This is a genomic window from Salmonella sp. SAL00653, assembly GCF_046552515.1.
In the GTDB taxonomy this organism is placed as follows: Bacteria; Pseudomonadota; Gammaproteobacteria; order Enterobacterales; family Enterobacteriaceae; genus Salmonella; species Salmonella enterica.
Genome location: NZ_JBGDTY010000012.1, coordinates 13,820 through 35,093, shown reverse-complemented (window position 1 = coordinate 35,093; position 21,274 = coordinate 13,820). Strand labels below are relative to the sequence as shown.

Annotated in this window: 22 protein-coding genes; 6 read left to right on the top strand and 16 right to left on the bottom strand. The window is 54.5% G+C overall.

Annotated elements, in window-relative coordinates; all coding sequences use genetic code 11:
* Nucleotides 1-14 precede the first annotated feature (14 nt).
* From truA to pdxB, 3 genes are all read right to left on the bottom strand, one after another.
* Nucleotides 15-827 carry a tRNA pseudouridine(38-40) synthase TruA gene (truA, locus tag ACLJRU_RS14670; RefSeq protein ID WP_000016631.1) on the bottom strand — a complete coding sequence of 271 codons (813 nt, stop codon included), beginning with the start codon at nucleotides 825-827 and terminating at the stop codon, nucleotides 15-17.
* Entirely contained in the window at nucleotides 827-1,840 is a 1,014-nt protein-coding gene (locus ACLJRU_RS14665) for an aspartate-semialdehyde dehydrogenase (RefSeq protein WP_001289136.1), read from the bottom strand. The genes truA and ACLJRU_RS14665 overlap by 1 nt, the downstream gene beginning before the upstream one ends.
* A 67-nt stretch (nucleotides 1,841-1,907) precedes the next feature.
* Nucleotides 1,908-3,044, bottom strand: coding sequence for a 4-phosphoerythronate dehydrogenase PdxB (gene pdxB, locus ACLJRU_RS14660; RefSeq protein WP_000699178.1), 1,137 nt, complete (start codon nucleotides 3,042-3,044; stop codon nucleotides 1,908-1,910).
* A gap of 103 nt (nucleotides 3,045-3,147) precedes the next feature.
* Here pdxB and flk point away from each other — a divergent pair, with 103 nt between their 5' ends.
* Nucleotides 3,148-4,149, top strand: a complete 1,002-nt coding sequence (gene flk, locus ACLJRU_RS14655) for a flagella biosynthesis regulator Flk (protein WP_023235105.1) — start codon at nucleotides 3,148-3,150, stop codon at nucleotides 4,147-4,149.
* Here flk and ACLJRU_RS14650 read toward each other — a convergent pair.
* Entirely contained in the window at nucleotides 4,146-5,324 is a 1,179-nt protein-coding gene (locus ACLJRU_RS14650) for an MFS transporter (protein WP_001540539.1), read from the bottom strand. The genes flk and ACLJRU_RS14650 overlap by 4 nt on opposite strands.
* A gap of 179 nt (nucleotides 5,325-5,503) precedes the next feature.
* Nucleotides 5,504-5,878, bottom strand: a complete 375-nt coding sequence (locus ACLJRU_RS14645) for a hypothetical protein (protein WP_001051266.1) — start codon at nucleotides 5,876-5,878, stop codon at nucleotides 5,504-5,506.
* A gap of 172 nt (nucleotides 5,879-6,050) precedes the next feature.
* Between ACLJRU_RS14645 and ACLJRU_RS14640 the strand changes: the two genes are divergently transcribed.
* The 3 genes from ACLJRU_RS14640 to ACLJRU_RS14630 all read left to right on the top strand — a co-directional run bounded on the left by ACLJRU_RS14640 (nucleotide 6,051) and on the right by ACLJRU_RS14630 (nucleotide 7,354).
* Nucleotides 6,051-6,299, top strand: coding sequence for a transcriptional regulator (locus tag ACLJRU_RS14640; RefSeq protein ID WP_000433427.1), 249 nt, complete (start codon nucleotides 6,051-6,053; stop codon nucleotides 6,297-6,299).
* Between the two features lie 168 nt (nucleotides 6,300-6,467).
* Complete coding sequence (locus tag ACLJRU_RS14635) at nucleotides 6,468-6,836, top strand: NlpC/P60 family protein (RefSeq protein ID WP_000118253.1); 369 nt, start codon at nucleotides 6,468-6,470, stop codon at nucleotides 6,834-6,836.
* Nucleotides 6,836-7,354: a YbjP/YqhG family protein gene (locus ACLJRU_RS14630; protein ID WP_001540540.1), complete on the top strand. Its 519-nt coding sequence runs from the start codon at nucleotides 6,836-6,838 to the stop codon at nucleotides 7,352-7,354. The genes ACLJRU_RS14635 and ACLJRU_RS14630 overlap by 1 nt, the downstream gene beginning before the upstream one ends.
* Before the next feature lie 66 nt (nucleotides 7,355-7,420).
* Here ACLJRU_RS14630 and ACLJRU_RS14625 read toward each other — a convergent pair whose 3' ends face one another.
* Both ACLJRU_RS14625 and fabB read right to left on the bottom strand, forming a co-directional pair.
* The gene (locus ACLJRU_RS14625) at nucleotides 7,421-8,077 is read right to left on the bottom strand and encodes a CPBP family intramembrane glutamic endopeptidase (protein ID WP_001540541.1); all 657 of its coding nucleotides are present in this window, start codon (nucleotides 8,075-8,077) and stop codon (nucleotides 7,421-7,423) included.
* 97 nt (nucleotides 8,078-8,174) lie between these two features.
* Nucleotides 8,175-9,389, bottom strand: a complete 1,215-nt coding sequence (gene fabB, locus ACLJRU_RS14620) for a beta-ketoacyl-ACP synthase I (protein WP_000817159.1) — start codon at nucleotides 9,387-9,389, stop codon at nucleotides 8,175-8,177.
* A 159-nt stretch (nucleotides 9,390-9,548) separates the two neighbouring features.
* On the opposite strand from fabB, the gene mnmC reads away from it, so the two are divergent.
* The gene (gene mnmC, locus ACLJRU_RS14615; protein ID WP_023235107.1) at nucleotides 9,549-11,549 is read left to right on the top strand and encodes a bifunctional tRNA (5-methylaminomethyl-2-thiouridine)(34)-methyltransferase MnmD/FAD-dependent 5-carboxymethylaminomethyl-2-thiouridine(34) oxidoreductase MnmC; all 2,001 of its coding nucleotides are present in this window, start codon (nucleotides 9,549-9,551) and stop codon (nucleotides 11,547-11,549) included.
* A gap of 51 nt (nucleotides 11,550-11,600) precedes the next feature.
* Here the strand turns inward: mnmC and ACLJRU_RS14610 are convergent, their stop codons facing one another.
* From ACLJRU_RS14610 to prmB, 6 genes are read right to left on the bottom strand one after another with little or no spacing between them, the layout of a single operon-like run.
* Nucleotides 11,601-11,876 (bottom strand): YfcL family protein, encoded by a 276-nt coding sequence (locus tag ACLJRU_RS14610; RefSeq protein ID WP_000559749.1) that lies wholly within the window; start codon nucleotides 11,874-11,876, stop codon nucleotides 11,601-11,603.
* A 32-nt stretch (nucleotides 11,877-11,908) separates the two neighbouring features.
* Nucleotides 11,909-12,457, bottom strand: a complete 549-nt coding sequence (locus ACLJRU_RS14605; RefSeq protein ID WP_001540543.1) for an elongation factor P hydroxylase — start codon at nucleotides 12,455-12,457, stop codon at nucleotides 11,909-11,911.
* Complete coding sequence (locus ACLJRU_RS14600) at nucleotides 12,457-13,266, bottom strand: sulfite exporter TauE/SafE family protein (RefSeq protein ID WP_000368599.1); 810 nt, start codon at nucleotides 13,264-13,266, stop codon at nucleotides 12,457-12,459. The genes ACLJRU_RS14605 and ACLJRU_RS14600 overlap by 1 nt, the downstream gene beginning before the upstream one ends.
* Nucleotides 13,266-14,090, bottom strand: a complete 825-nt coding sequence (mepA, locus tag ACLJRU_RS14595; protein WP_000750429.1) for a penicillin-insensitive murein endopeptidase — start codon at nucleotides 14,088-14,090, stop codon at nucleotides 13,266-13,268. Before mepA ends, ACLJRU_RS14600 begins: the two co-directional genes overlap by 1 nt.
* 3 nt (nucleotides 14,091-14,093) lie before the next feature.
* Nucleotides 14,094-15,179: a chorismate synthase gene (aroC, locus tag ACLJRU_RS14590; protein ID WP_000918456.1), complete on the bottom strand. Its 1,086-nt coding sequence runs from the start codon at nucleotides 15,177-15,179 to the stop codon at nucleotides 14,094-14,096.
* A 35-nt stretch (nucleotides 15,180-15,214) separates the two neighbouring features.
* On the bottom strand, nucleotides 15,215-16,147 hold the full coding sequence (prmB, locus tag ACLJRU_RS14585) for a 50S ribosomal protein L3 N(5)-glutamine methyltransferase (protein WP_001540546.1): 933 nt from the start codon (nucleotides 16,145-16,147) through the stop codon (nucleotides 15,215-15,217).
* Nucleotides 16,148-16,312: 165 nt separating this feature from the next.
* Between prmB and smrB the strand changes: the two genes are divergently transcribed.
* On the top strand, nucleotides 16,313-16,864 hold the full coding sequence (gene smrB / locus ACLJRU_RS14580) for an endonuclease SmrB (protein ID WP_000730794.1): 552 nt from the start codon (nucleotides 16,313-16,315) through the stop codon (nucleotides 16,862-16,864).
* Nucleotides 16,865-16,963: 99 nt separating this feature from the next.
* On the opposite strand, the gene sixA is transcribed toward smrB, so the two are convergent.
* The 3 genes from sixA to fadI all read right to left on the bottom strand — a co-directional run bounded on the left by sixA (nucleotide 16,964) and on the right by fadI (nucleotide 21,115).
* Nucleotides 16,964-17,449 (bottom strand): phosphohistidine phosphatase SixA, encoded by a 486-nt coding sequence (gene sixA / locus ACLJRU_RS14575; RefSeq protein ID WP_001195800.1) that lies wholly within the window; start codon nucleotides 17,447-17,449, stop codon nucleotides 16,964-16,966.
* Nucleotides 17,450-17,657: 208 nt separating this feature from the next.
* A complete protein-coding gene (gene fadJ, locus ACLJRU_RS14570) occupies nucleotides 17,658-19,805 on the bottom strand; it encodes a fatty acid oxidation complex subunit alpha FadJ (RefSeq protein ID WP_001540547.1) in 2,148 nt (715 codons plus the stop codon).
* Nucleotides 19,805-21,115 (bottom strand): acetyl-CoA C-acyltransferase FadI, encoded by a 1,311-nt coding sequence (fadI, locus tag ACLJRU_RS14565; protein WP_001540548.1) that lies wholly within the window; start codon nucleotides 21,113-21,115, stop codon nucleotides 19,805-19,807. Before fadI ends, fadJ begins: the two co-directional genes overlap by 1 nt.
* Nucleotides 21,116-21,274 lie beyond the last annotated feature (159 nt).

Below are 21,274 nucleotides of genomic sequence, written 5' to 3'. Positions count from 1 at the left end.
GTGTACGATTCGGATTAGTCCGCCAGAAATAGCGGGCCCATTGGCGGTTTTGGAAGGTCAAACCGGTCAGGGTAATCCACCGCAACCAAATATAGCCCCTCCGCCTTCGCCGTTGCCGCCGCCAGCGTTCTGTCCCTGGCCGCTAACAGCTCTGCGATCCAGCTCTCCGGCTGGTTGTGAGCGCCTACTTCCAGCAGGCTGCCGACAATATTCCTGACCATATGATGAACAAAGGCATTCGCTTTGATATCGACCACCACATAAGGGCCGTGGCGGGTAACGTTGATGTGCATCACATTACGCCACGGCGTGCGCGACTGGCACTGCACCGCGCGAAACGAGGTAAAATCATTTTCGCCAAGCAGACACTGCGCCGCGCGATGCATCCGCTCTGCATCCAGCGGCTCATAGTAATGCGTCACGCCTTTTGCTAATACCGCAGGACGCAGTCGATGATTGTAGATGATATAGCGATAACGGCGAGCCGTAGCGCTAAATCGCGCGTGAAAATCATCCGGTACAGTTTTCACCCAGCGCACGGCAATGTCACCAGGCAAATTCGCATTTACCCCCAGCGTCCATGCCGCATCTTTGCGCAATGCGGTCGTTTCGAAATGGACAACCTGCCCGGTGCCGTGAACGCCGGCATCGGTACGCCCGGCGCAGAACACGTTAATAGGTTCATTTGCCACCTGCGAGAGCGCTTTTTCCAGCTTTTCCTGCACGCTGCGCACTTCATTCTGACGCTGCCAGCCATAATACTTGCTGCCGTCGTACTCAATACCCAGCGCAATTTTATAGACCGGCGATGATTGCTGTCCGGACATCAGTACAGATACTCCTGCACCAGCTTCTCCGCAATTTTAACGGCCATCAGCGCGCCGCCGAAACGCACGTTGTCCGCCACTGACCAGAACTGAATTTGTTCCGGCATACCGTAATCATTATGCACACAGCCAATAGAGAGCTGTGGATTGCCGGAAGCGTCGCCCACCTGCGTCGGGTAATCCGTCTCTTCTGACAGTACGATATCTTCACCGCGGGAAAATGCCTCGCGCGCCTCTTCCGCCGCCAGCGGACGGAGCGCTTCAAAGCTCACCATCTGCGCATGGCCATAGAACACCGGCGACTGCACGACACTGGCGGAGATCATCACGCCATCGTCCTGCAAAATTTTACGCACTTCATCGACGATACGACGTTCCTGGCGCACGCTGCCTTCACGATCCGGCAGCAGCGGCAGCATATTGAACGCTAACTGGCGGCCAAAGAAATCATCTTCATCAATCGGTATGCCGTTAAGCAGCTTCGCACTCTGTCCAGCCAGCGCATCGACCGCTTTTTTCCCCTGTGCGGACGCAGATAACATACTGGTGACGGCGATGCGCGACAGTCCCCCCTGATCGATTAACGGCTTGAGCGCCGCCAGCAGTTGACTGGTCAGACTATCGGCGACCGCAATCACGTTACGGTTACGGTAATCCGCCAGTACATACGGGTTAACTTCCGGCACGATCAGCGGCACATCAGGCTCCAGCGCGAACAGACCGCTGGAATCTATCACCAGGCAACCTGCATTGGTCGCGTCGTCTATCCAGGCAGCCGATGCCTCTGCGCCGGCAACGAAAAACGCCAACTGCGCCTGCGTCCAGTCAAAGTCCGCCGCATCCTGGACAATGACCGACTTGCCACCAAAACGGAGGTGCTCGCCCGCGCTTTCATGACGCGCCAACGCATAAATTTCACCGACCGGGAACTGGCGTTCAGCCAGTGTTTCAAGCAGGGCTTCGCCTACGGCGCCCGTTGCGCCCAGAATGGCAATGTTCCAGCCTTCAGACATGGTGATTTACTCCAGAAATACATAAGCGTCCCTGTCGCATTATTCGACAGGGAGCATTAAGAGGACATTAATGTGCCGGGTGATGAACAGCGTTAAAACCTAGCTTACACAGCAAGGCGGCTGCCGTTTCGTCGTCACACATCACGTATAAAGACGACCATTCACGGCGCTCAAGATAATTTTTACGCAATTTATCAAATTCACCCGGAATTCCAGCGACTTTACGCAGTGGCGCATCGTCGCGGCGCACATCATACACCAAATGCGCCAGTCTTTTCAGCGTCGGTTGATCCAGCGGGCCATGAAGCGTAATACGACCAAACTCAGGCGCAGGCAGTAATGTCTCCAGCGCGACACGCTGCTCGCGGCCGATAAACGCGCTATACGCCTCAAAGACCTGGGTGGTGCCGCGCGCTTTGCCTTCCAGCGTATAGCCGGCAATATGCGACGTGCCGATATCCACGGCTTCCAGTAGCGCGACGTTAAGATCCGGTTCGCCCTCCCACACATCAAGCACCACGCTCAGCGGCTGCCCGGCATTGAGTCGCGCCAGCAATGCGGCGTTATCCACCACCGGGCCGCGGCAGGCGTTAATGAGAATGGCGCCGGGTTTCAGTCGACGGATCAGCGTCTCATCGGCCAGATGCAGCGTTTTGTACGGTCCGTCTTTATAGAGCGGCGTATGGAAAGTCAGGACATCCGCTTCCTGCACCAGCTCATCCAGCGTACGAAAATCACCCTCGTCCCCGCGTGCGGCGCGTGGCGGATCGCACAGCAACGTGCGGATACCCAACGCTTCAAGCCTGGTCTGTAGCCGGCTTCCGACGTTACCCACGCCGACAATCCCTATAGTGCGATCGCGTAACGAAAAGCCGTCACGTTCGGCCAGCATCAACAGCGCGGAAAACACATACTCCACCACGGCGATAGCATTACAGCCGGGCGCGGCTGAAAAACCGATGCCCGCCTGCTTCAGCCATGCCTCATCCACATGATCGGTGCCTGCCGTAGCAGTACCAACGAAGTTAATCGGCGTGCCGCTCAGCAGCGATTCATTCACTTTCGTGACCGAACGCACCATTAACGCATCGGCATGGTTCAATTCTTCAACGGGGATCGGGCGACCCGGCACTGCCTTTACCTCACCCAGGCGGCTAAATAATTCGCGGGCGTAAGGCATATTTTCATCAACGAGAATTTTCACGACTGTCGTACCTGTTTGAGAACGAGAGTTAACCGGACAAGTGTGCCATAATCTGGCCGCCAAGCATATATTGCTCAGATTTATGGTTAAAGGATAATTAATTATGCATCCCATCTCCGGCGCCCCTGCACAGCCTCCAGGCGAAGGGCGTAATCCTCTTTCCGCTGCGAGCGAGCAGCCGCTTTCCATGCAACAGCGTACGGTACTGGAAAGGCTGATCACGCGCCTGATTTCACTGACCCAGCAGCAAAGCGCGGAAGTATGGGCCGGAATGAAACACGATCTGGGGATAAAAAATGACGCGCCGCTACTGTCGCGCCACTTCCCCGCCGCTGAACAGAATCTCACCCAGCGTCTGGGCGTAGCGCAGCAAAATCACGCCAATCGTCAGGTGCTTTTACAGCTAACAGAGCTGCTTGGCGTCGGAAATAATCGTCAGGCCGTCAGCGATTTTATCCGTCAGCAATACGGTCAAACCGCGCTTAGCCAGCTTACGCCCGATCAACTCAAAAATGTGCTGACGCTCCTGCAACAAGGGCAGCTTTCCATTCCGCAGCCGCAGCAACGTCCGGCAACGGATCGACCATTATTGCCTGCTGAACATAATACGTTGAATCAGTTGGTGACGAAGCTGGCAGCCGCGACCGGCGAGTCAAACAAACTTATCTGGCAATCAATGCTGGAACTCTCCGGCGTGAAAAGCGGCGAGCTCATTCCGGCAAAACAGTTTACCCATCTGGCAACATGGCTACAGGCGCGGCAGACGCTGTCACTACAACACGCGCCTACGCTACATACGCTGCAAGCTGCGTTAAAACAACCGCTTGAGCCAGACGAGCTCACAGCGATCAAAGAGTATGCCCAACACACTTATCAAATTCAGCCGCAAACGGTGCTGACCACCGCACAGGTACAGGATTTACTTAACCATATTTTCCTGCGTCGCGTAGAGCGGGAGACTGATGAGCTGGAACCGCTCTCTATTCAACCCATCTACCGTCCGTTCGCGCCGATGATTGAAACCGTGAAAAATCTGTCTGCGCGACCAGGCCTGTTGTTTATCGCGCTAATAATTGTACTGGCGCTTTTCTGGCTGGTTTCTTAACCACGCCGGAACGATAATATCGTCACCAGGATGCCAACCACCGCGGAGATCGCTCCCGCGAGGAATACGGAAGGATAGCCGCATGACGTGGCCAGCACGCCCGCCAGCGGGCCGGTAACGCCGTAGGAGATATCCTGAAACGCGGCGTAGCCGCCGAGCGCCGTACCGCGTACCTGAGAAGGTACGCGTTTCACTACCTCCACGCCCAGCGCCGGGAAAATCAATGAACACCCTGCCCCGGTGAGCGCCGCGCCTACCAGCGCTATCCAGGCCGTCGGCGCCAGCCACAAGAGCAGCAGTCCTGCCGTCTCAACCAGCAATGAGACAACGGCGACCTTCACGCCGCCAAAGCGGTCCGGCATCCAACCGAACAATATGCGCATCAGTACAAACGTACCGCCAAACGCGGTCAGGGTGAATCCCGCCATCGTCCAGCCATTGCTGACAAAATAAAGTGAAATAAACGTACCGATGACGGCAAAACCCACGCCCTGCAATGCCAGACCCAGGCCCGGTTTCCAGATAAGCCCGACCACGCTCCACAGTGAAGGTCGCTCCCCCGTATACGCAGGCACTTTACGCACGGTGCCGTTGAATGCCCAGGCCAGCAGCGGTAAAACCATCGTAGTTCCCGCCAGCGCCGCGAAGCCAAAGTGGCTATGGATCAGCAAGCCCAACGGCGCACCGGCCGCCAGCGCGCCGTAAATCGCCATTCCGTTCCACGACATCACCTTACCGGAACGCGTTGGACCAACCAGCCCCAGTCCCCAGGTCAGGGTTCCGGTCAGCAGCTGGCTTTCGCCAAATCCGAGGATCAAACGCCCGACAATAAGCAGCGCGAATTTTACCGGCGCGGAAACCGGCAACAGCGCGGCCAGGAGCCAGGCGGCGCCCGCCAGCCCGCAGGCAAACATCCCCTGTAACGCCGATCGTTTAGCGCCATATTGATCCGCCAGCCGTCCGGCATAGCCACGCGTCAGTACCGTCGCAAAAAACTGAATGCCCACGGCGATCCCAACCATCGTATTGCTATAGCCCAGTTCGTGATGGACAAAAAGCGGGATGACGGGTAACGGCAGGCCGACCGTCATATAGGTCAGGAAAACCGCAAAGGCGATGCGGAACAGCGAAAAATTCGCAGACGGGATCGTTGTTTTTTGGCTAACGGCTGTCATGCATTACTCCAGAATGCAGAGTAAGGCGGGGAAATGCCACGCCCCCCTCTACCTGAACGTCAGGATTAAGGTGCGTTGGATAACGTTAAACGCTTACGCATTATCGGAAGGATAATGTAGAGAGTGAAGTCTGCCTGTGAGACGCGAAACTTGTCAACCTTGAAATTGCAGCCAGGGTATCAACGTGGCGGCGTGTCATCAAACAGAAAGGGAAAGACCGCTTTCATTCCTCTCACCTTAAAGCGTCCGGTCACCTGCTTGCGCTGTTCTGGCGTCAGTAACCTGAACATCATCTCCCAGATATCTTCAGGCTCCGCTTCCTGTAAGGAAATGGGTTCTGGCGTCGGTTCCTCTCCACTGTCGTCAAGATAACGATGAACATAAAGAGGGAAAACAGATATATGAAACTCCTCGGCCTTTGATTTAACACGCTTACGCCTGACACCCTCTTTCCCTTCACTGTACTTATACAAACGTTCGCGAACCGCAGGCTCGCTTCCCGGAAACCCCGGTAAGCCAAGACATTCCTTAACCGTGAACCATTCCTTTGCCATCGGTTTCTTTCCTTTCCCCTGATGAAATAAAAATATTTCTTCTTTTTCGCGAAATTTTGCTTTCTTTCTGGCACTATTCTCAGAGTGAAAAAGAAAGTAACTTTCTTTTTCTCGCGCTAATTTTTACCTTAAAAATATCGGTGCCGATAACACATCTTCTTAGGATTACAGAATGGAACCAAAAAGCCAAGACTGGCATCGTGCAGATATTAAAAGTGCACTTGAAAAAAGAGGTATTACGCTCAGAGATCTTTCTCGTCAGGCCGGTTTATCACCTGATTCACTGCGCAATGTCTTTACCCGTTCCTGGCCGAGAGCTGAACGAATTATTGCGGACGCGCTGGGCATCACGCCGCAGGAGATCTGGCCGTCGCGCTATGGCGATATGCAAATAAAAAATGATGCCGATATCGCAGAATAATAGTTAATGCTGAATAAATTGGCTTTAACCTATCAATCTCAACAATTAATAAATATTTAAACTTATTATATTGAAAATAGTAATAGCACTATCTGTCATGCTTCCCGAATCAAATACTGTTAAAGCATTACGTCATTGCTATTACGTATTTTATTAACAGGAATCATTATGAGTTGGGATAAAAGAATGGCGGTTAATTATGCCAAAACGCATGCAGGTTCTCATTCTCAAGGCCGGTGTGCGGAATTTACCCGAAAGGCAATTCAGGCGGGCGGTATCACGCTGGGGCATACATATCATGCGAAAGATTATGGCCCAATGTTAAGAAGCGCCGGATTCACCGCTATTGGTACCTATGAAATGCCGCGCGAGGGTGACGTCATCATTATTCAACCTTACGCTGGCGGAAACCCGAGCGGTCACATGGCGATATACGATGGCGCAGAGTGGTATTCAGATTTTAAACAACGCGATATGTGGGCCGGCCCGGGCTACCGGGCAGCCAGGCCCTCATATACCATCTACAGGAAGAATTAATGAAAACGTTCTCCCTTGTCGCGCTTATCCTGTTGCTTTGTAGTTGCTCCACGCCTCATCACGACAGTACGCAGGCCGTGAAGCAGTTCTATACCTCATGGATGACGACGTTCACGAACGATGTGAATCCCCCTGACGACACCACCGCCTTAATGCAACGTTACGTTGCCAAAGAGGTTATTCATCGCCTGGCGCTAATACAGTCCCTTTATGAACAGGAGATTGTGGAGGCAGATTATTTTATGTATGCGCAGGACTATGCGCCAGAGTGGATTCCACAGTTACGGGTTGGGAAGGCACACCCTTTCCTCGGCGGAGAAAAAGTGGATGTTCTGTTGGCTACAGAGTCAACGCCCATCCACCTGGAAGTTTATACCCGTTGGGAAGAGGGACGCTGGAAAATTTACCGCGTTCGGGATGCTGACAGGGGTTATGAACAGCCGATTTATGACGCAGGCGCCATCACCCAGGCTGAGGCCTGGTCAGCGAAAGTCGCGCCGGAATATAAGAAGCATTAAAAAAGGGAACCGCCATCGGTCTCTTGTTCGTACCGGAGAGGTTAAAGCGCCTCTTGCATCAGGCGCTTATTCCGTCGCTGAAAACAGTAAGCCGAAAATAACCCAGGCATTATTTAAAATATGAAGTATTATCGGTATCATTAACCCTCGACTTCTCATTCGAACAACGCATAATATCGATGAAAAAACAAACAGATAAACAAAAGTCACCGCAAAGAGATATTGTGTATGCATAATTGCAAAAGCGAGTGAGGTAATAATAATACCGGAAACTCTTGAGTACCGACCCCAACCGATACTGCTGTTTAATAAAAACCATCTGAATATAATTTCCTCCGCCACAGGAGCCAGAAAGCACATCGCCAGCGTGTTAAGAAATTTATGAAGAAAAAATTGCCTTGATAACTCGGCCATCCAGGGTTCCGGGCCACTAAAAGCATTGTAGAGAACGGTAAGGCACACCAGGGCCAGCGCCGGAAAAAAACATTCCACAAATGATAAGCGGACCAATGATAAAAACGGGTAATACTTTGAATAAATACTCCAGGCGGCAATCGCATAGACAAAAACAATACTATATATAAAAGGCGCAGCCAGACCTCCCAAATAAAGCCAGGCATAGGAAGGCGAAAATGAGGCAAAAACAAAAATGCCAAGCAAACCAAATAAAACAGCCACACAACTCAAACTATGCCTAATTTTATCTAATGTATTAGTTGGCATTTATAGAATATCCATATAATTTGTTGTTCCCTGAATGAAAAAACAGGTCGCATTAGCGACCTGTTTCATTATTGATACTACAACGTAATAGTCAGGCTTACAACTTACGCATCACCAGCGTGGCGTTGGTGCCGCCAAAACCGAAGCTGTTAGACATTACAGTAGTCAGTTCACGCTCGGTCGTTTCGGTCACGATGTCCAGACCCGCAGCCTGCTCATCCAGCTCTTCGATGTTGATACTCGGCGCGATAAAACCGTGCTCCAGCATCAGCAGAGAGTAGATAGCTTCCTGCACGCCTGCGGCACCCAGCGAGTGGCCGGTCATCGCTTTGGTCGCGGAGATAGCCGGGCTGTTATCGCCAAACACTTCACGGATTGCACCGAGTTCTTTCACGTCGCCTACCGGAGTAGAGGTACCGTGAGAGTTCAGGTAGTCGATCGGCGTGTCTACGCCGTGCATCGCCATCTGCATGCAACGTACTGCGCCTTCACCAGACGGAGCAACCATGTCTGCGCCATCGGATGTTGCGCCATAGCCGACGATTTCCGCATAGATATGCGCGCCGCGCGCCAGAGCGTGCTCCAGCTCTTCGACAACAACCATACCGCCACCACCCGCGATGACAAACCCATCACGGTGCGCATCATAGGTACGGGACGCTTTTTCAGGCGTATCGTTATATTTGGTGGACAGTGCCCCCATCGCGTCGAACTCACAGGCCATTTCCCAGCACAGCTCTTCGCCGCCGCCAGCAAAAACGATGTCCTGTTTGCCCAGTTGGATCTGTTCAACCGCATTGCCGATACAGTGTGCGGAGGTCGCGCAAGCGGAGCTAATGGAGTAGTTCACGCCATAAATTTTAAACGGCGTAGCGAGGCAGGCGGAAACGCCGGATGCCATTGCTTTCGTCACCACATACGGGCCCACGGCTTTCAGACCACGCGGGCTACGCATGGCGTCTGCGCCAAAGACCTGGAATTTCGGGGAGCCGCCGCCGGAACCTGCAATCAGGCCGACACGCGGGTTATTCTGATAGACTTCCGGCGCCAGACCGGCGTCGGCTACTGCCTGCTCCATAGACAGATAAGCATAGATGGAGGCGTCGCTCATAAAGCGCACGACTTTGCGGTCAATGAGGCCAGTGGTATCCAGTTTTACGTTGCCCCATACCTGGCTACGCATGCCGGCGTCCTTCAGCTCCTGAGAGAAAGTGATCCCTGAACGTCCTTCACGCAGAGATGCCAGGACTTCCTGCTGGTTATTACCGATGCTGGAAACGATGCCCAGGCCAGTAATCACTGCACGTTTCATTCAATACCTCTGTAATTCGCACTATTTTTAAGTTTCGATTGGCACAATAGCGTACACTTGTACGCCGAACAAGTCCGATCAGCCATTTAGTACGGAAATTTGCGCCATCAGGCACACATCGTTAAGATCGCGATACCGCTCGTCAGACGAGTAACTTACGTGAAACAATACGCCATACAACCCGCCACACTCGAATTTAACGCTGAGGGTACACCTGTTTCCCGAGATTTTGATGATGTCTATTTTTCTAATGACAATGGACTCGAAGAGACACGCTACGTTTTTCTTGGCGGCAATCGTCTTGCGGAGCGATTTCCCGTACATTCACATCCATTATTTATAGTCGCGGAAAGCGGTTTTGGCACCGGACTCAACTTCCTGACGCTGTGGCAGGCGTTTGACAGCTTTCGTTCTGCGCACCCACAGGCGACGCTGCAAAGGTTACATTTCATCAGTTTTGAGAAATTCCCGTTAACGCGCGACGATCTGGCGCTGGCGCACCAACACTGGCCGGAGCTCGCGCCCTGGGCAGAGCAGCTGCAGGCGCAATGGCCGCTGCCGCTCCCGGGGTGCCACCGACTATTGCTGGATCGGAGCCGGGTGACGCTGGATTTGTGGTTTGGCGATATTAATGAGCTGACCGACCAACTGGACGCCACGCTGAATCAAACAGTCGACGCCTGGTTCCTCGACGGTTTTGCCCCGGCTAAAAATCCGGATATGTGGACGCCAAACCTGTTTAACGCGATGGCGCGGCTGGCGCGGCCCGGCGCAACGCTGGCGACGTTTACCTCGGCGGGCTTCGTTCGTCGGGGATTACAGGAAGCCGGTTTTACCATGCAAAAACGCAAAGGCTTCGGACGTAAACGCGAGATGCTTTGCGGAGTGATGGAACAACACCTCATGCCGACCCTTTCCGCGCCCTGGTTTTACCGCAGCGGAAGCGAAAAACGTGAAACGGCGATCATTGGCGGCGGCATCGCCAGCGCGCTGTTATCACTGGCGTTACTGCGTCGCGGCTGGCAGGTGACGCTCTATTGCGCGGACGACCAGCCCACCCAGGGCGCCTCCGGTAATCGACAGGGTGCGCTTTATCCACTCCTTAGCAAACATGACGCCGCCATTAATCGCTTTTTCCCGACCGCATTCACCTTTGCCCGTCGCCTGTATGATGCCCTGCCCGTCTCTTTTGATCATGACTGGTGCGGCGTGACACAGCTCGGATGGGATGAGAAAAGCCAGCAGAAAATTGCCCAGATGCTGTCCCTGGCGCTGCCCGCCGAACTGGCCTCGGCGCTCAATGCCGAAGAGGCGGAACAGGCGGTTGGCGTGACGACACGCTGCGGAGGAATTACCTATCCGGCAGGCGGCTGGCTATGCCCGGAACAATTAACTCGCGCAGTCATCGCACTGGCGACCGAACAGGGTTTACAAACGCGCTTTCGCCATACGCTCACGTCGCTCGTTGCGCAGGAGTCGCGCTGGCAACTGCGCTTTATGTCAGGTGAAACCGCCAGCCATGAGACCGTCGTCCTGGCGAACGGCCATCAGATTAACCGTTTTGATCAGACCCGGCCGCTGCCGGTGTATGCCGTCGGGGGGCAGGTCAGTCATATTCCCACCACCCCCGCTCTCTCGGCGTTGCGTCAGGTGTTATGCTACGACGGCTATCTGACGCCGCAAAATCCGCATAATCAGCAGCACTGTATTGGCGCCAGCTATCACCGGGGCGACGAAAGCACCGTCTGGCGCGAAGAAGATCAGCGTCAGAACCGACAGCGTCTGCTTGACTGTTTTCCGGATGCGAAATGGGCCACAGAGGTTGACGTTAGCGGCAACAGCGCCCGTTGCGGCGTGCGTTGCGCCACCCGCGACCATCTGCCGATGGTGGGCAATGTCCCGGATTACCACGCCACGCTGACGCATTACGCCGATTTAGCCGATAACAAAACGTCGGCGGCGCCTGCGCCTGTGTATCCGGGTTTATTTGTGCTTGGCGCACTGGGATCGCGTGGTTTGTGCTCAGCGCCATTATGCGCAGAAATTCTGGCGGCGCAGATGAGTAACGAGCCGATTCCACTGGATGCCGGTACGCTGGCGGCGTTAAATCCGAATCGGTTATGGGTGAGAAAGTTATTGAAGGGAAAAGCGGTGAAGTAATGGGTCAGTCAATAGCGGAAGGCGGCAAGCGTCGCCTTCCGGCCCACGGCGTTATTGTTTTGCCTTGTCGAACAAATTGTCCCACATCGCTTTGACTAACGCCTGATCGCGCGGCGACAGTTCGCCGGCGCCGATCGCTTTCTCCAGACTTTGGCTAACGTTGGCATAGACCGCCTCAACGGAGTGGTCATCACCGCTCTCCAGCTCGGCAATGGCTAACGTCAGGTGGCCACGCAGGTATCCACTGGCAAAAAGCTCATCGTCGCTGGCGTGCTCTACCATATCGTCAATTAATGCCAGAATGCGTGATTCAAACTCCGCGATCATCTTCTTTCCTCATTGTAAACGTGGCGCTGGCTTTAATTAAGCGCTTCCGGCCACGGGAACTGTTCCGCCTTAAGTTCGGGCGTGTGATAGTAATTCTGTAGCGCTTTGATGAAGCGGGCCGGACGTTCAGGAATGCCCTGCTCCAGATACGCCATTACCTGCGCATGAACCCGGCGCTGAAACGCCACGCGATCCGGCTCAATATCGCCTTCCAGATTGTCGCAACTGACGTTAAAGGGATACCCCGCCGCCACGCAAAACAACCAGTCGAAAGCCTGTGGCTTCACCTCAACGTCTTCGAATTGACTTTGGATCTGCGCGTCGCGTCCGTCCGGGCAGTACCAGTAACCAAAGTCAACCAGTTCGCGGCGCGCCTTACCGGCGATACACCAGTGAGAAATCTCATGCAGCGCGCTGGCGTAAAACCCATGCGCAAAGATGATGCGGTGGTACGGTACCTGCGCGTCAGCAGGAAGATAGATCGGTTCGTCGTCGCCTTTAATCAGACGGGTATTAAATTCTTCGGCAAAGCAGCCGTTAAAAATCTCAATTAACTGTTCGTAATGGTGCGTATTGTTCATTAATTCATCCCCAACCAGTGGAGGATCTCCTGTCCGTGGCTATCATAAAGTAACCTGGCGCTCATTACCGCCGAGACAATAACGATCATCGGTCTGATAAGCTTTTGGCCTTTGCTCAACACCAGACGCGACCCCATTCGCGCCCCTAAAAACTGACCAACCAGCATCACGAAGCCCGTCGCCCAGATCACTTTGCCGCCGATGATAAATAACAGCAGGCCGCCAACGTTGGAAGTAGCGTTAAGCACTTTGGCATGTGCCGTGGATTTCGCCAGGTTATAGCCACATAAGGTGACAAACGCCAGAGCGTAAAACGACCCGGCGGCAGGCCCGAAAAAGCCGTCGTAAAACCCGACGCATCCCCCGGCTATCAGCGCGAACGGTAATCCATACAGGCGGCGCTGGCGATCTTCCTCGCCCAGCTTCGGCATCAATAAAAAATAGAGGCCGATGAAAATCACCAGGATAGGCAAGATCTGGCGCAAAATATCCGCCTGCACGTGCTGCACCAGCAGCGCGCCGCTCATCGAGCCAATGAACGTCATCAGAATATTGAGCTTTTGCTCGGCCAGGTTTACCACCTTACGGCGAATAAAATAGAGCGAAGACGAGAGGGAGCCGCCGCACGCCTGTAATTTATTGGTCGCCAGCGCGTTTGCCGGCGACATCCCGGCGGCCATCAGCGCAGGGATAGTGAGCAGCCCTCCGCCCCCGGCGATAGAATCGATAAATCCTGCCAGTACGGCGACAAAAAACAGCACTACCAGCAGTAGCGGGGAGACCATAAACAGATCATAAAAATTGTCCATCAGAGTACATGCTCATCCAGTAGCGCCTGGCAGGAAGGCGGCAACGGCGGCGGTGTCTTCTTCTCAGGCTTTGTGGTGCCAGGTTTTGGCGGTTCGAACCAGCTTTGCAGTTCAGCGCCGCATCCATCGCCCGGCGGGGGTAAAGGTTGATCTTCGCACTCCAGGCTGTCGGCAGGGCAGCGTAAACGCACGTGCATATGCGCGCGATGCTGGAACCAGGGGCGTACTTTACGTAGCCAGTCACGATCGCTTCCGGCATCGAGGCAAAGCTGTTGTTTAATGGCCGGATTGACGAAAATACGGGTGACGTCATTGTCTTGTGCCGCCAGTTTGATCAGGCTGGCGATATCCGACGACCAGCGCGACGGCACGACGTGTTTACCGTCGCGGGACACCAGATCTAACGCCTGCGGGCGCAATAGCTGCGCCTGGCTCCAGCGCGTTTTCGGCAACTGCAAGAAAATATCCACATCAAGCCCGGTCTGATGACTGGCGTGTCCGCCATTAAAGCGGCCTCCGGCAGGCATCCCCATGTCGCCTATCAGGACGGTTCCGAGCCCCCGTTGCTGCGCCTGATGACTCAACCGCTGGATAAACATGACCAGATCCGGGTGGCCGAAATAACGGCGCTGATCGGTGCGCATCACCTGATAATTATCGGACTGTACCGGCAACGTGTCGGCGCCGATGATACATCCGTTGGCAAAGCTACCGATAGACTGGGCGGCGCCGGGGACAGGATGGGTTATTTTCTGCCACGGCGTCGCCGCCAGGCTGGCGCTACTGACAAACCATGCCAGCAGCGCAATCGCGGTTTTTTTCATTTCTTACCAGCGTGGAATCTCTGTCTTTACATCCGCATTCTGTGCCCGATGGCGCAGCAGGTGATCCATCAGCACGATCGCCAGCATGGCTTCTGCGATCGGCACTGCGCGAATCCCCACACACGGATCGTGGCGCCCTTTGGTGATCATTTCGACTTCTTCACCCGCCCGGTTGATCGTACGTCCCGGCACGGTAATGCTGGAGGTAGGTTTCAGCGCCATATGCGCCACAATGTGTTGCCCGCTACTGATGCCACCGAGGATGCCGCCAGCGTGGTTGCTCTGAAAACCCTGCGCCGTGATTTCATCGCGATTCTGGCTGCCGCGCAGCGCCACTACGTTAAATCCTTCGCCGATCTCCACGCCTTTCACCGCATTGATGCTCATCAGCGCATGGGCGATGTCCGCATCCAGTCGGTCAAATACCGGTTCGCCAAGCCCTGCCGGCACGCCGCTCGCCATCACCGTCACTTTCGCGCCGATGGAGTCACCCTCTTTTTTCAGCGCGCGCATCAGTTCGTCCAGCGCGTCAAGTTTGTCCGCATCGGGGCAAAAGAACGGATTAAGCTCAACCTGACGCCAGTCTTTAATCTCCAGCGGAATGTCGCCCATCTGGGTCAGGCAGCCGCGGATTTCGATGCCGAACTTTTCCGCCAGGTATTTCTTGGCGATCGCCCCTGCCGCTACGCGCATCGCGGTTTCACGCGCGGAAGAACGTCCACCACCACGGTAATCGCGCAGGCCGTATTTCTGCTCATAGGTGTAATCCGCGTGTCCCGGACGAAAAACATCTTTAATCGCGCTGTAGTCCTGCGAGCGCTGATCGGTGTTTTCAATCAGCAGGCCAATGCTGGTGCCGGTCGTCACGCCATCAAACACGCCGGAGAGAATTTTTACCTGATCCGGTTCGCGGCGCTGGGTAGTATAGCGCGAGGTGCCGGGGCGGCGTCTGTCGAGATCGTGTTGCAGATCGGCCTCCGTCAACGGGATGCCGGGCGGCACGCCATCGACGATACACCCAAGCGCCAGCCCGTGTGATTCGCCGAAAGTGGTTACGCGAAAGAGTTGTCCAATTGTGTTTCCTGCCATCACGGCTCCGTTATCGTTGTTGTCGTTTGCGTGTTTTAATCTTTATAAATGTTGAAATGTTCACGGGCCGCGAGCAACTGCGCTTTGGTCAACATAAAAACGCCATCGCCGCCGTTGTCAAACTCCAGCCAGGTGAACGGCACATCCGGATACTGCTCCATCAGATGTACCATGCTGTTTCCGACTTCACAAATCAGAACGCCATCATCGGACAGATAATCCGGCGCATTTCCCAGGATACGACGGGTCAATTTGAGGCCGTCAGTGCCGGACGCCAGCCCCAGCTCAGGTTCGTGGCGATATTCGTTCGGCAGATCGGACATATCCTCCGCATCGACATAGGGCGGGTTAGTGACTATCAGATCGTACTGAACTTTCGGCAGATCGCGGAACAGATCGGAACGGATTGGCGTCACGTGATGGATAAGACCGTGTTCTTCAATGTTATGCTCGGCGACAGCCAGCGCATCCGGCGAAATATCGACCGCATCAACCTCTGCGTCCGGGAAAGCATAAGCACAGGCGATGGCGATGCAGCCGCTGCCGGTACACATATCCAGAATATATTTCGGCTGTTGGCTAATAAGGCCGGCGAAGTGGTTATTAATCAGCTCGCCAATGGGCGAACGCGGCACCAGCACGCGCTCATCGACATAAAATTCGTGGCCGCAGAACCAGGCTCTATTGGTCAGGTAGGCGACCGGGATACGCTCGTTAATGCGACGAATCACTCGCTCAACAATGCGGTGTTTTTCGCTGGACGTCAGCCGCGCGGTCCGCATATCTTCCGGAATATCCAGCGGCAGATAAAGAGAAGGCAACACCAGTTGTACCGCTTCATCCCACGGGTTATCGGTACCGTGTCCATACCAGATATTCGCCGCGCTAAAGCGGCTTACCGCCCAGCGCAACATGTCCTGAATGGTATGCAGTTCACTTACTGCTTCATCGACGAAAATTTTATCCACGTATTCCTCCAGGGCATGCTCGCATTAAATTCGGCGGCTAGTTTGCCACGAAGACAGGGATAAATCAGCATTGACGCGGCGGGAGAATACGAAAAATCCGTTTTGACCGTTCGGATATCCTCCGGGTCGGGTAAACTAAGGCAAAAGATCAGACGAGACCCACGAATGAAAAAGAAAACATCGCTCAGCGAGGAGGACCAGGCGCTGTTCCGTCAGCTGATGGTCGGCACCCGAAAGATTAAACAGGATACTATCGTCCATCGGCCGCTGCGCAAGAAAATCACGGAAGTCCCTACCCGAAGGTTAATTCAGGAACAGGCGGACGCCAGCCACTATTTTTCTGATGAGTTCCAGCCGCTGCTCAATACGGAAGGGCCGGTAAAGTATGTCCGTGAAGATGTCAGCCATTTCGAGCTAAAAAAAATGCGCCGCGGCGACTATTCGCCGGAACTGTTTCTGGATTTACACGGCTTAACGCAGCTTCAGGCCAAGCAGGAACTGGGAGCGCTGATTGCCGCCTGCCGTCGGGAACATATTTTTTGCGCCTGCGTCATGCATGGACACGGTAAACATATTCTGAAACAGCAAACGCCGTTATGGCTGGCGCAGCATCCGCATGTGATGGCCTTTCATCAGGCGCCGAAAGAGTACGGCGGCGACGCCGCGCTGCTGGTGTTGATTGAAGTGGAAGAGTGGCAACCGCCCGAATTACCCTGATGCAGAATTGCCGGATGGCGGCGCAAGCGCCTTATCCAGCCTACGAACAGCCAACGCTGTCGTAGGCCTGATAAGCGAAGCGCCATCAAGCAGCAAAGATTAAATCGCTTTCGCCATTTTCAGATTGCAGGGACTCATTTGCCAGTTGAATGTCCCCTTGCCGCTTTCATCAAGCGTAACGTTGGCAATTGCGGACGTCGTGAACATCGGCGGCGTTTCGCCCGGACAAAGCTCAGATACCAGGTATCCGACCAGAGGTAAGTGAGAAATCACCAGCACCGATCCGATCTCTTCATTGGCCAGCGCCTGGAGGTAGGCGCTGACCAGACCGACATCGCCACAGGGCGTTAGCTCCGGCAGGACATCCACCTGAGCCGGCAGATTCATACAATCGCCGACCACATCTAACGTCTGTTCGGCCCGAAGAAACGGACTCACCAGAACACGTTCGATATCCACTTTTTGACCTTTCAGCCAGTTCGCCATCAGGCGAGACTCGTCACACCCACAAGGGGTCAAGGGACGAACCGAATCACTGGCGGCATCGAGGGCTGCGTCGCCGTGACGCATGATAAAAACTTGCATATTGCACCGCTTTTGTTAACCAGTTTCACCAACACGCTTACCACATGCCCCTATTGGCTGCGGCAAAAATGCGGTGGCCGGCATTGTGCCTTATCTATTCACTGAATGAAACGCTGTTTTTTACCTCAATGGCGTAAGTATAGTCAATCCTTGATTATTATTTCGCCACTAAGGAGGCATTCAGTGCGGATTCATATTCTCTTTGACCTCAATTTCCCTGGTCAGTTTCCCCATTCGTCCAGAAATGCTCCCTGCGCTCCGCCATGCGCACTAATTGTTCACAAGGCGCGTAACGAGGACCGTAAAGTGCGGCCAGGCGCTGTAATGTCGCCACCATTTCACCCGGCCCGAGAGCATCCATATAGCGGAACGGGCCACCGAGAAACGGCGGAAAACCGATACCAAACACGGCGCCAATATCGCCATCGCGCGCGCTGCGAATCACTTTTTCGTCGAAACAGCGCGCCGCTTCGTTAAGCATTAACATGACACAGCGCTCTGCCACCTGCTGCGCAGACAGTCGACTCTGCCCTTGCACGCCAATAAGCTTATAAATAGCAGGGTCAACCTGTTTTTTGCTTTTACGCCCTTTTTCGCCATAAAGATAGAAACCGCGACCATTTTTTCTACCTTTGCGATCGTCATTCAAAATTGAAGCGACAACATTTGCAGGTGCGCTAAAACGTTCTCCATACGCCGCCTCAAGCACAGGAATAATTTTAGTGCCCGTGTCGATTCCTACCTCATCCAAAAGTTGGATTGGCCCCACCGGAAAACCAAATTTTACCAGGGCGGCGTCAATATGTTCGACGCGTTCGCCTTCAGTCAGCATCCGAATCGCCTCATTGATATACGGCGCAAGAATTCGGTTAACATAAAACCCGGCTTTATCACTGACGACTATCGGGGTTTTACCCTGTTTTTTCGCCAGCTTAACGGTCGTGGCGATGGTCTGCGCGGAAGTAGACGCATGAGGAATAACCTCAACCAGCGGCATTTTTTCGACCGGGCTAAAAAAGTGCAATCCAATCACCTGTTCCGGTCTGGCCGCATTCGCCGCAATATCGCCAATCGGCAGGGAAGAAGTATTGGAGGCAAAAATGGTGTGAGCAGCGCAATTTTGCTCCACTTCCGCCACCATCTGTTGTTTTAACGGCAGATCTTCAAACACCGCTTCAATGACCAGATCACGATGACTGAAACCACGGTAATCGGTCGAACCTGATATCAACGCCAACTGTTTATCGCGTTCGCTGGCTTTGATATGGCGGCGGCGTACTTTTGTTTCAAGCAGATCCCAGCTGTACTTCAGAGCATGATTGATCCCCTGAGTATTTATATCCTTAATTCGTACTGGCAAGCCGCCTTTACAGGCCGTAACCCAGGCGATACCGCCGCCCATTAACCCGCCGCCTAAGATGCCCACGCTGTTCAGCGGGCCGGGCGGCGCATCGCTACCAGGATCTTTTTTCACCTTGGTACTGGCAAAGAAAATAGCGCGCAGCGCCTGCGATTGAGGCGTCATCGCCAGCTCGCCGAAAGCGCGCGCTTCCGCGTCATAGCCGCTACTGCTGCCCTGCGCCAGTCCAGTTTCAATCACATCAATGATCCGCTCCGTCGCCGGATAATTACCCTGCGTTTTTTGCGCCGTCTTTTTACGCACCAGGCGAAATAACAGCGCGCGTCCCAACGGCCCCGCCAGGATACGTTCCCGGACCGGTAATGTCCGCTGCGCCAGACGTTCTTTTTTAGCCAGCTCGACAGCCGCTTCCAGTAAAATGGTTTGCGGCACCACATCATCAACCAGCCCGGCTTTAAGCGCCTGTCTGGCGCGAAGCTGTTTACCTGTCAGGATCATATCCAGCGCGGTACTGACCCCCACCAGCCGTGGAAGACGCTGCGTTCCGCCCGATCCCGGTAAAAGCCCTAACTGTACCTCCGGCAGTCCGAGAACGGTTTTAACGTCATCGGTACAGATGCGCCGATGGCAGGCCAGCGCCATTTCAAGACCGCCCCCCAGGCAGGCGCCGTGAATGGCGGCGATAACCGGAACAGGCAACGCCTGGATCTCCGCCATCAGTTGTTGCCCCTGACGCGCCAGCGTTTCCGCTTCCTGCGCGTTTTGGCAGTGACCTATCATGTTGATATCAGCGCCAGCAATAAAGTTATCTGCTTTGGCTGAGATAAAAACAACGCCCTGCAACGCTTTATTTTCCCGGATCTGCTTCAGGATGGCGCGTACCTGCGCGGCAAACTCCGCTTTCAGGGTGTTCACCTTTTCTCCAGGGACATCAATAGCGACAACCGCGACATTATCCAGACGCACGTTAAGCATAAAAGCTGATGTGGTAGTCATTATTCCGCCTCCAGAACCATCGCCGCGCCAAGACCGCCAGCCGCGCAGGCCGTGACCAGGCCAAAACCTCCGCCCCGACGCCGTAATTCATGCAACGTTTGGGTTATCATCCGCGCGCCCGTTGCGGCAAAAGGATGCCCGTAGGCGATTGAGCCGCCGAGCACGTTGAATTTAGCGTCATCCACCTCCCCTGTCGCCTGCGCACGACCAAGCACCTCACGGGCAAATCGTTCGCTGCCCAGCAGTTGTAAGTTCGCCAGAGTCTGGGCGGCAAACGCTTCATGCATGTCAAAAAGCGTCAGATCGGCCATCGTCAACCCGGCCCGCTCCAGCGCCAGCGGCGTTGACCAGGCCGGCCCCAATAGCATGTCCTGCCAGACATCAATAGCGGTAAAGGCGTAGCTGCGCAGATAACCAAGCGGGCGCAGCCCCAGCTCTTTAGCGCGGGATTCGGTCATCAGAATAACGGCGGCAGCGCCGTCGGTCAGCGGTGTACTGTTGGCGGCGGTTACGGAGCCATGTTTTCGGTCAAAAGCGGGACGCAGTTTAGCGTAGTCCGCCAGCGTGGAGGTGCCGCGAATGTTGTTGTCTTCTGTAAAGGGGTTTTTATACGGCGGCACATAGGTCGTCATCACTTCTTCCGCCAGTTTGCCCTCCGCCCATGCCTGCGCGGCGCGCTGATGTGAACGATGCGCCAGCGCGTCCTGCTGTTCACGCGTAATACCATACGTTTTCGCCATCTGTTCGGCGGTATCGCCCATGCGCAGACCGGTGGAATACTCAGCAACGGCGGGAGGAACGGGCAGCAGGTCGCGTAAGCGCAGACGAGAAAAAAGCGTCAGCCGTTGGCGGGTCGTCCGGGCTTTATTGACATCAACCAGTACCCGCGCCAGGGCTTTACTCACGCCTATTGGCAGTACCGACGACGAATCTGCGCCGCCAGCGATACCCGCGCGTATCGTGCCGGCCATCAGGCTTTCCGCCACATTCGCTACCGCCTGAAAACTGGTGGCGCAGGCGCGGCTTACGCTATAGGCATCGGTATGAACATTCATTCCCGTACCCAGCACAATTTCGCGCGCAATATTGGGGGCTTCCGGCATTTGTACTACCTGACCAAAAACCAGTTGCTCAATGGCATCGGCTGGAATTTCACTGCGCGCCAGCAGCTCGCCTACCACCATCTTGCCGAGATCAACAGCGGGAATACCATGAAATGCAGTGGCCTGACGAGCGAAGGGGGTTCGTAACCCACTAACAATAGCAATGCGATCGCCCTGACGGGTGACCAACGGTAAAGCCTGACGCATAGTACTCCCCTGTAAAAAAATAAATTAGTGGTCTGACCTGATCACAGTCTTAACCAATTTTTTACATTTAGCCAAGCAGAGAGAAAAGAAAGTGGGAGCTAAGGCACAGTGAAGGGAAACGACAAAAAAAGAAAACGCCTCCGCCAGATGATGACGGAG

Bases quoted from the DNA above. Each gene is read 5' to 3' on its own strand.
- ACLJRU_RS14630 (WP_001540540.1), top strand. From the start codon at position 6,836: ATGAAAACGTTCTCCCTTGTCGCGCTTATCCTGTTGCTTTGTAGTTGC.
- ACLJRU_RS14665 (WP_001289136.1), bottom strand. From the start codon at position 1,840: ATGTCTGAAGGCTGGAACATTGCCATTCTGGGCGCAACGGGCGCCGTA.
- fadJ (WP_001540547.1), bottom strand. From the start codon at position 19,805: ATGACTACCACATCAGCTTTTATGCTTAACGTGCGTCTGGATAATGTC.
- ACLJRU_RS14635 (WP_000118253.1), top strand. From the start codon at position 6,468: ATGAGTTGGGATAAAAGAATGGCGGTTAATTATGCCAAAACGCATGCA.
- fadI (WP_001540548.1), bottom strand. From the start codon at position 21,115: ATGCGTCAGGCTTTACCGTTGGTCACCCGTCAGGGCGATCGCATTGCT.
- fabB (WP_000817159.1), bottom strand. From the start codon at position 9,389: ATGAAACGTGCAGTGATTACTGGCCTGGGCATCGTTTCCAGCATCGGT.
- ACLJRU_RS14645 (WP_001051266.1), bottom strand. From the start codon at position 5,878: ATGGCAAAGGAATGGTTCACGGTTAAGGAATGTCTTGGCTTACCGGGG.
- ACLJRU_RS14650 (WP_001540539.1), bottom strand. From the start codon at position 5,324: ATGACAGCCGTTAGCCAAAAAACAACGATCCCGTCTGCGAATTTTTCG.
- ACLJRU_RS14605 (WP_001540543.1), bottom strand. From the start codon at position 12,457: ATGAACAATACGCACCATTACGAACAGTTAATTGAGATTTTTAACGGC.
- smrB (WP_000730794.1), top strand. From the start codon at position 16,313: ATGAAAAAGAAAACATCGCTCAGCGAGGAGGACCAGGCGCTGTTCCGT.
- flk (WP_023235105.1), top strand. From the start codon at position 3,148: ATGCATCCCATCTCCGGCGCCCCTGCACAGCCTCCAGGCGAAGGGCGT.
- ACLJRU_RS14625 (WP_001540541.1), bottom strand. From the start codon at position 8,077: ATGCCAACTAATACATTAGATAAAATTAGGCATAGTTTGAGTTGTGTG.
- aroC (WP_000918456.1), bottom strand. From the start codon at position 15,179: ATGGCAGGAAACACAATTGGACAACTCTTTCGCGTAACCACTTTCGGC.
- ACLJRU_RS14600 (WP_000368599.1), bottom strand. From the start codon at position 13,266: ATGGACAATTTTTATGATCTGTTTATGGTCTCCCCGCTACTGCTGGTA.
- truA (WP_000016631.1), bottom strand. From the start codon at position 827: ATGTCCGGACAGCAATCATCGCCGGTCTATAAAATTGCGCTGGGTATT.
- mepA (WP_000750429.1), bottom strand. From the start codon at position 14,090: ATGAAAAAAACCGCGATTGCGCTGCTGGCATGGTTTGTCAGTAGCGCC.
- ACLJRU_RS14640 (WP_000433427.1), top strand. From the start codon at position 6,051: ATGGAACCAAAAAGCCAAGACTGGCATCGTGCAGATATTAAAAGTGCA.
- ACLJRU_RS14610 (WP_000559749.1), bottom strand. From the start codon at position 11,876: ATGATCGCGGAGTTTGAATCACGCATTCTGGCATTAATTGACGATATG.
- sixA (WP_001195800.1), bottom strand. From the start codon at position 17,449: ATGCAAGTTTTTATCATGCGTCACGGCGACGCAGCCCTCGATGCCGCC.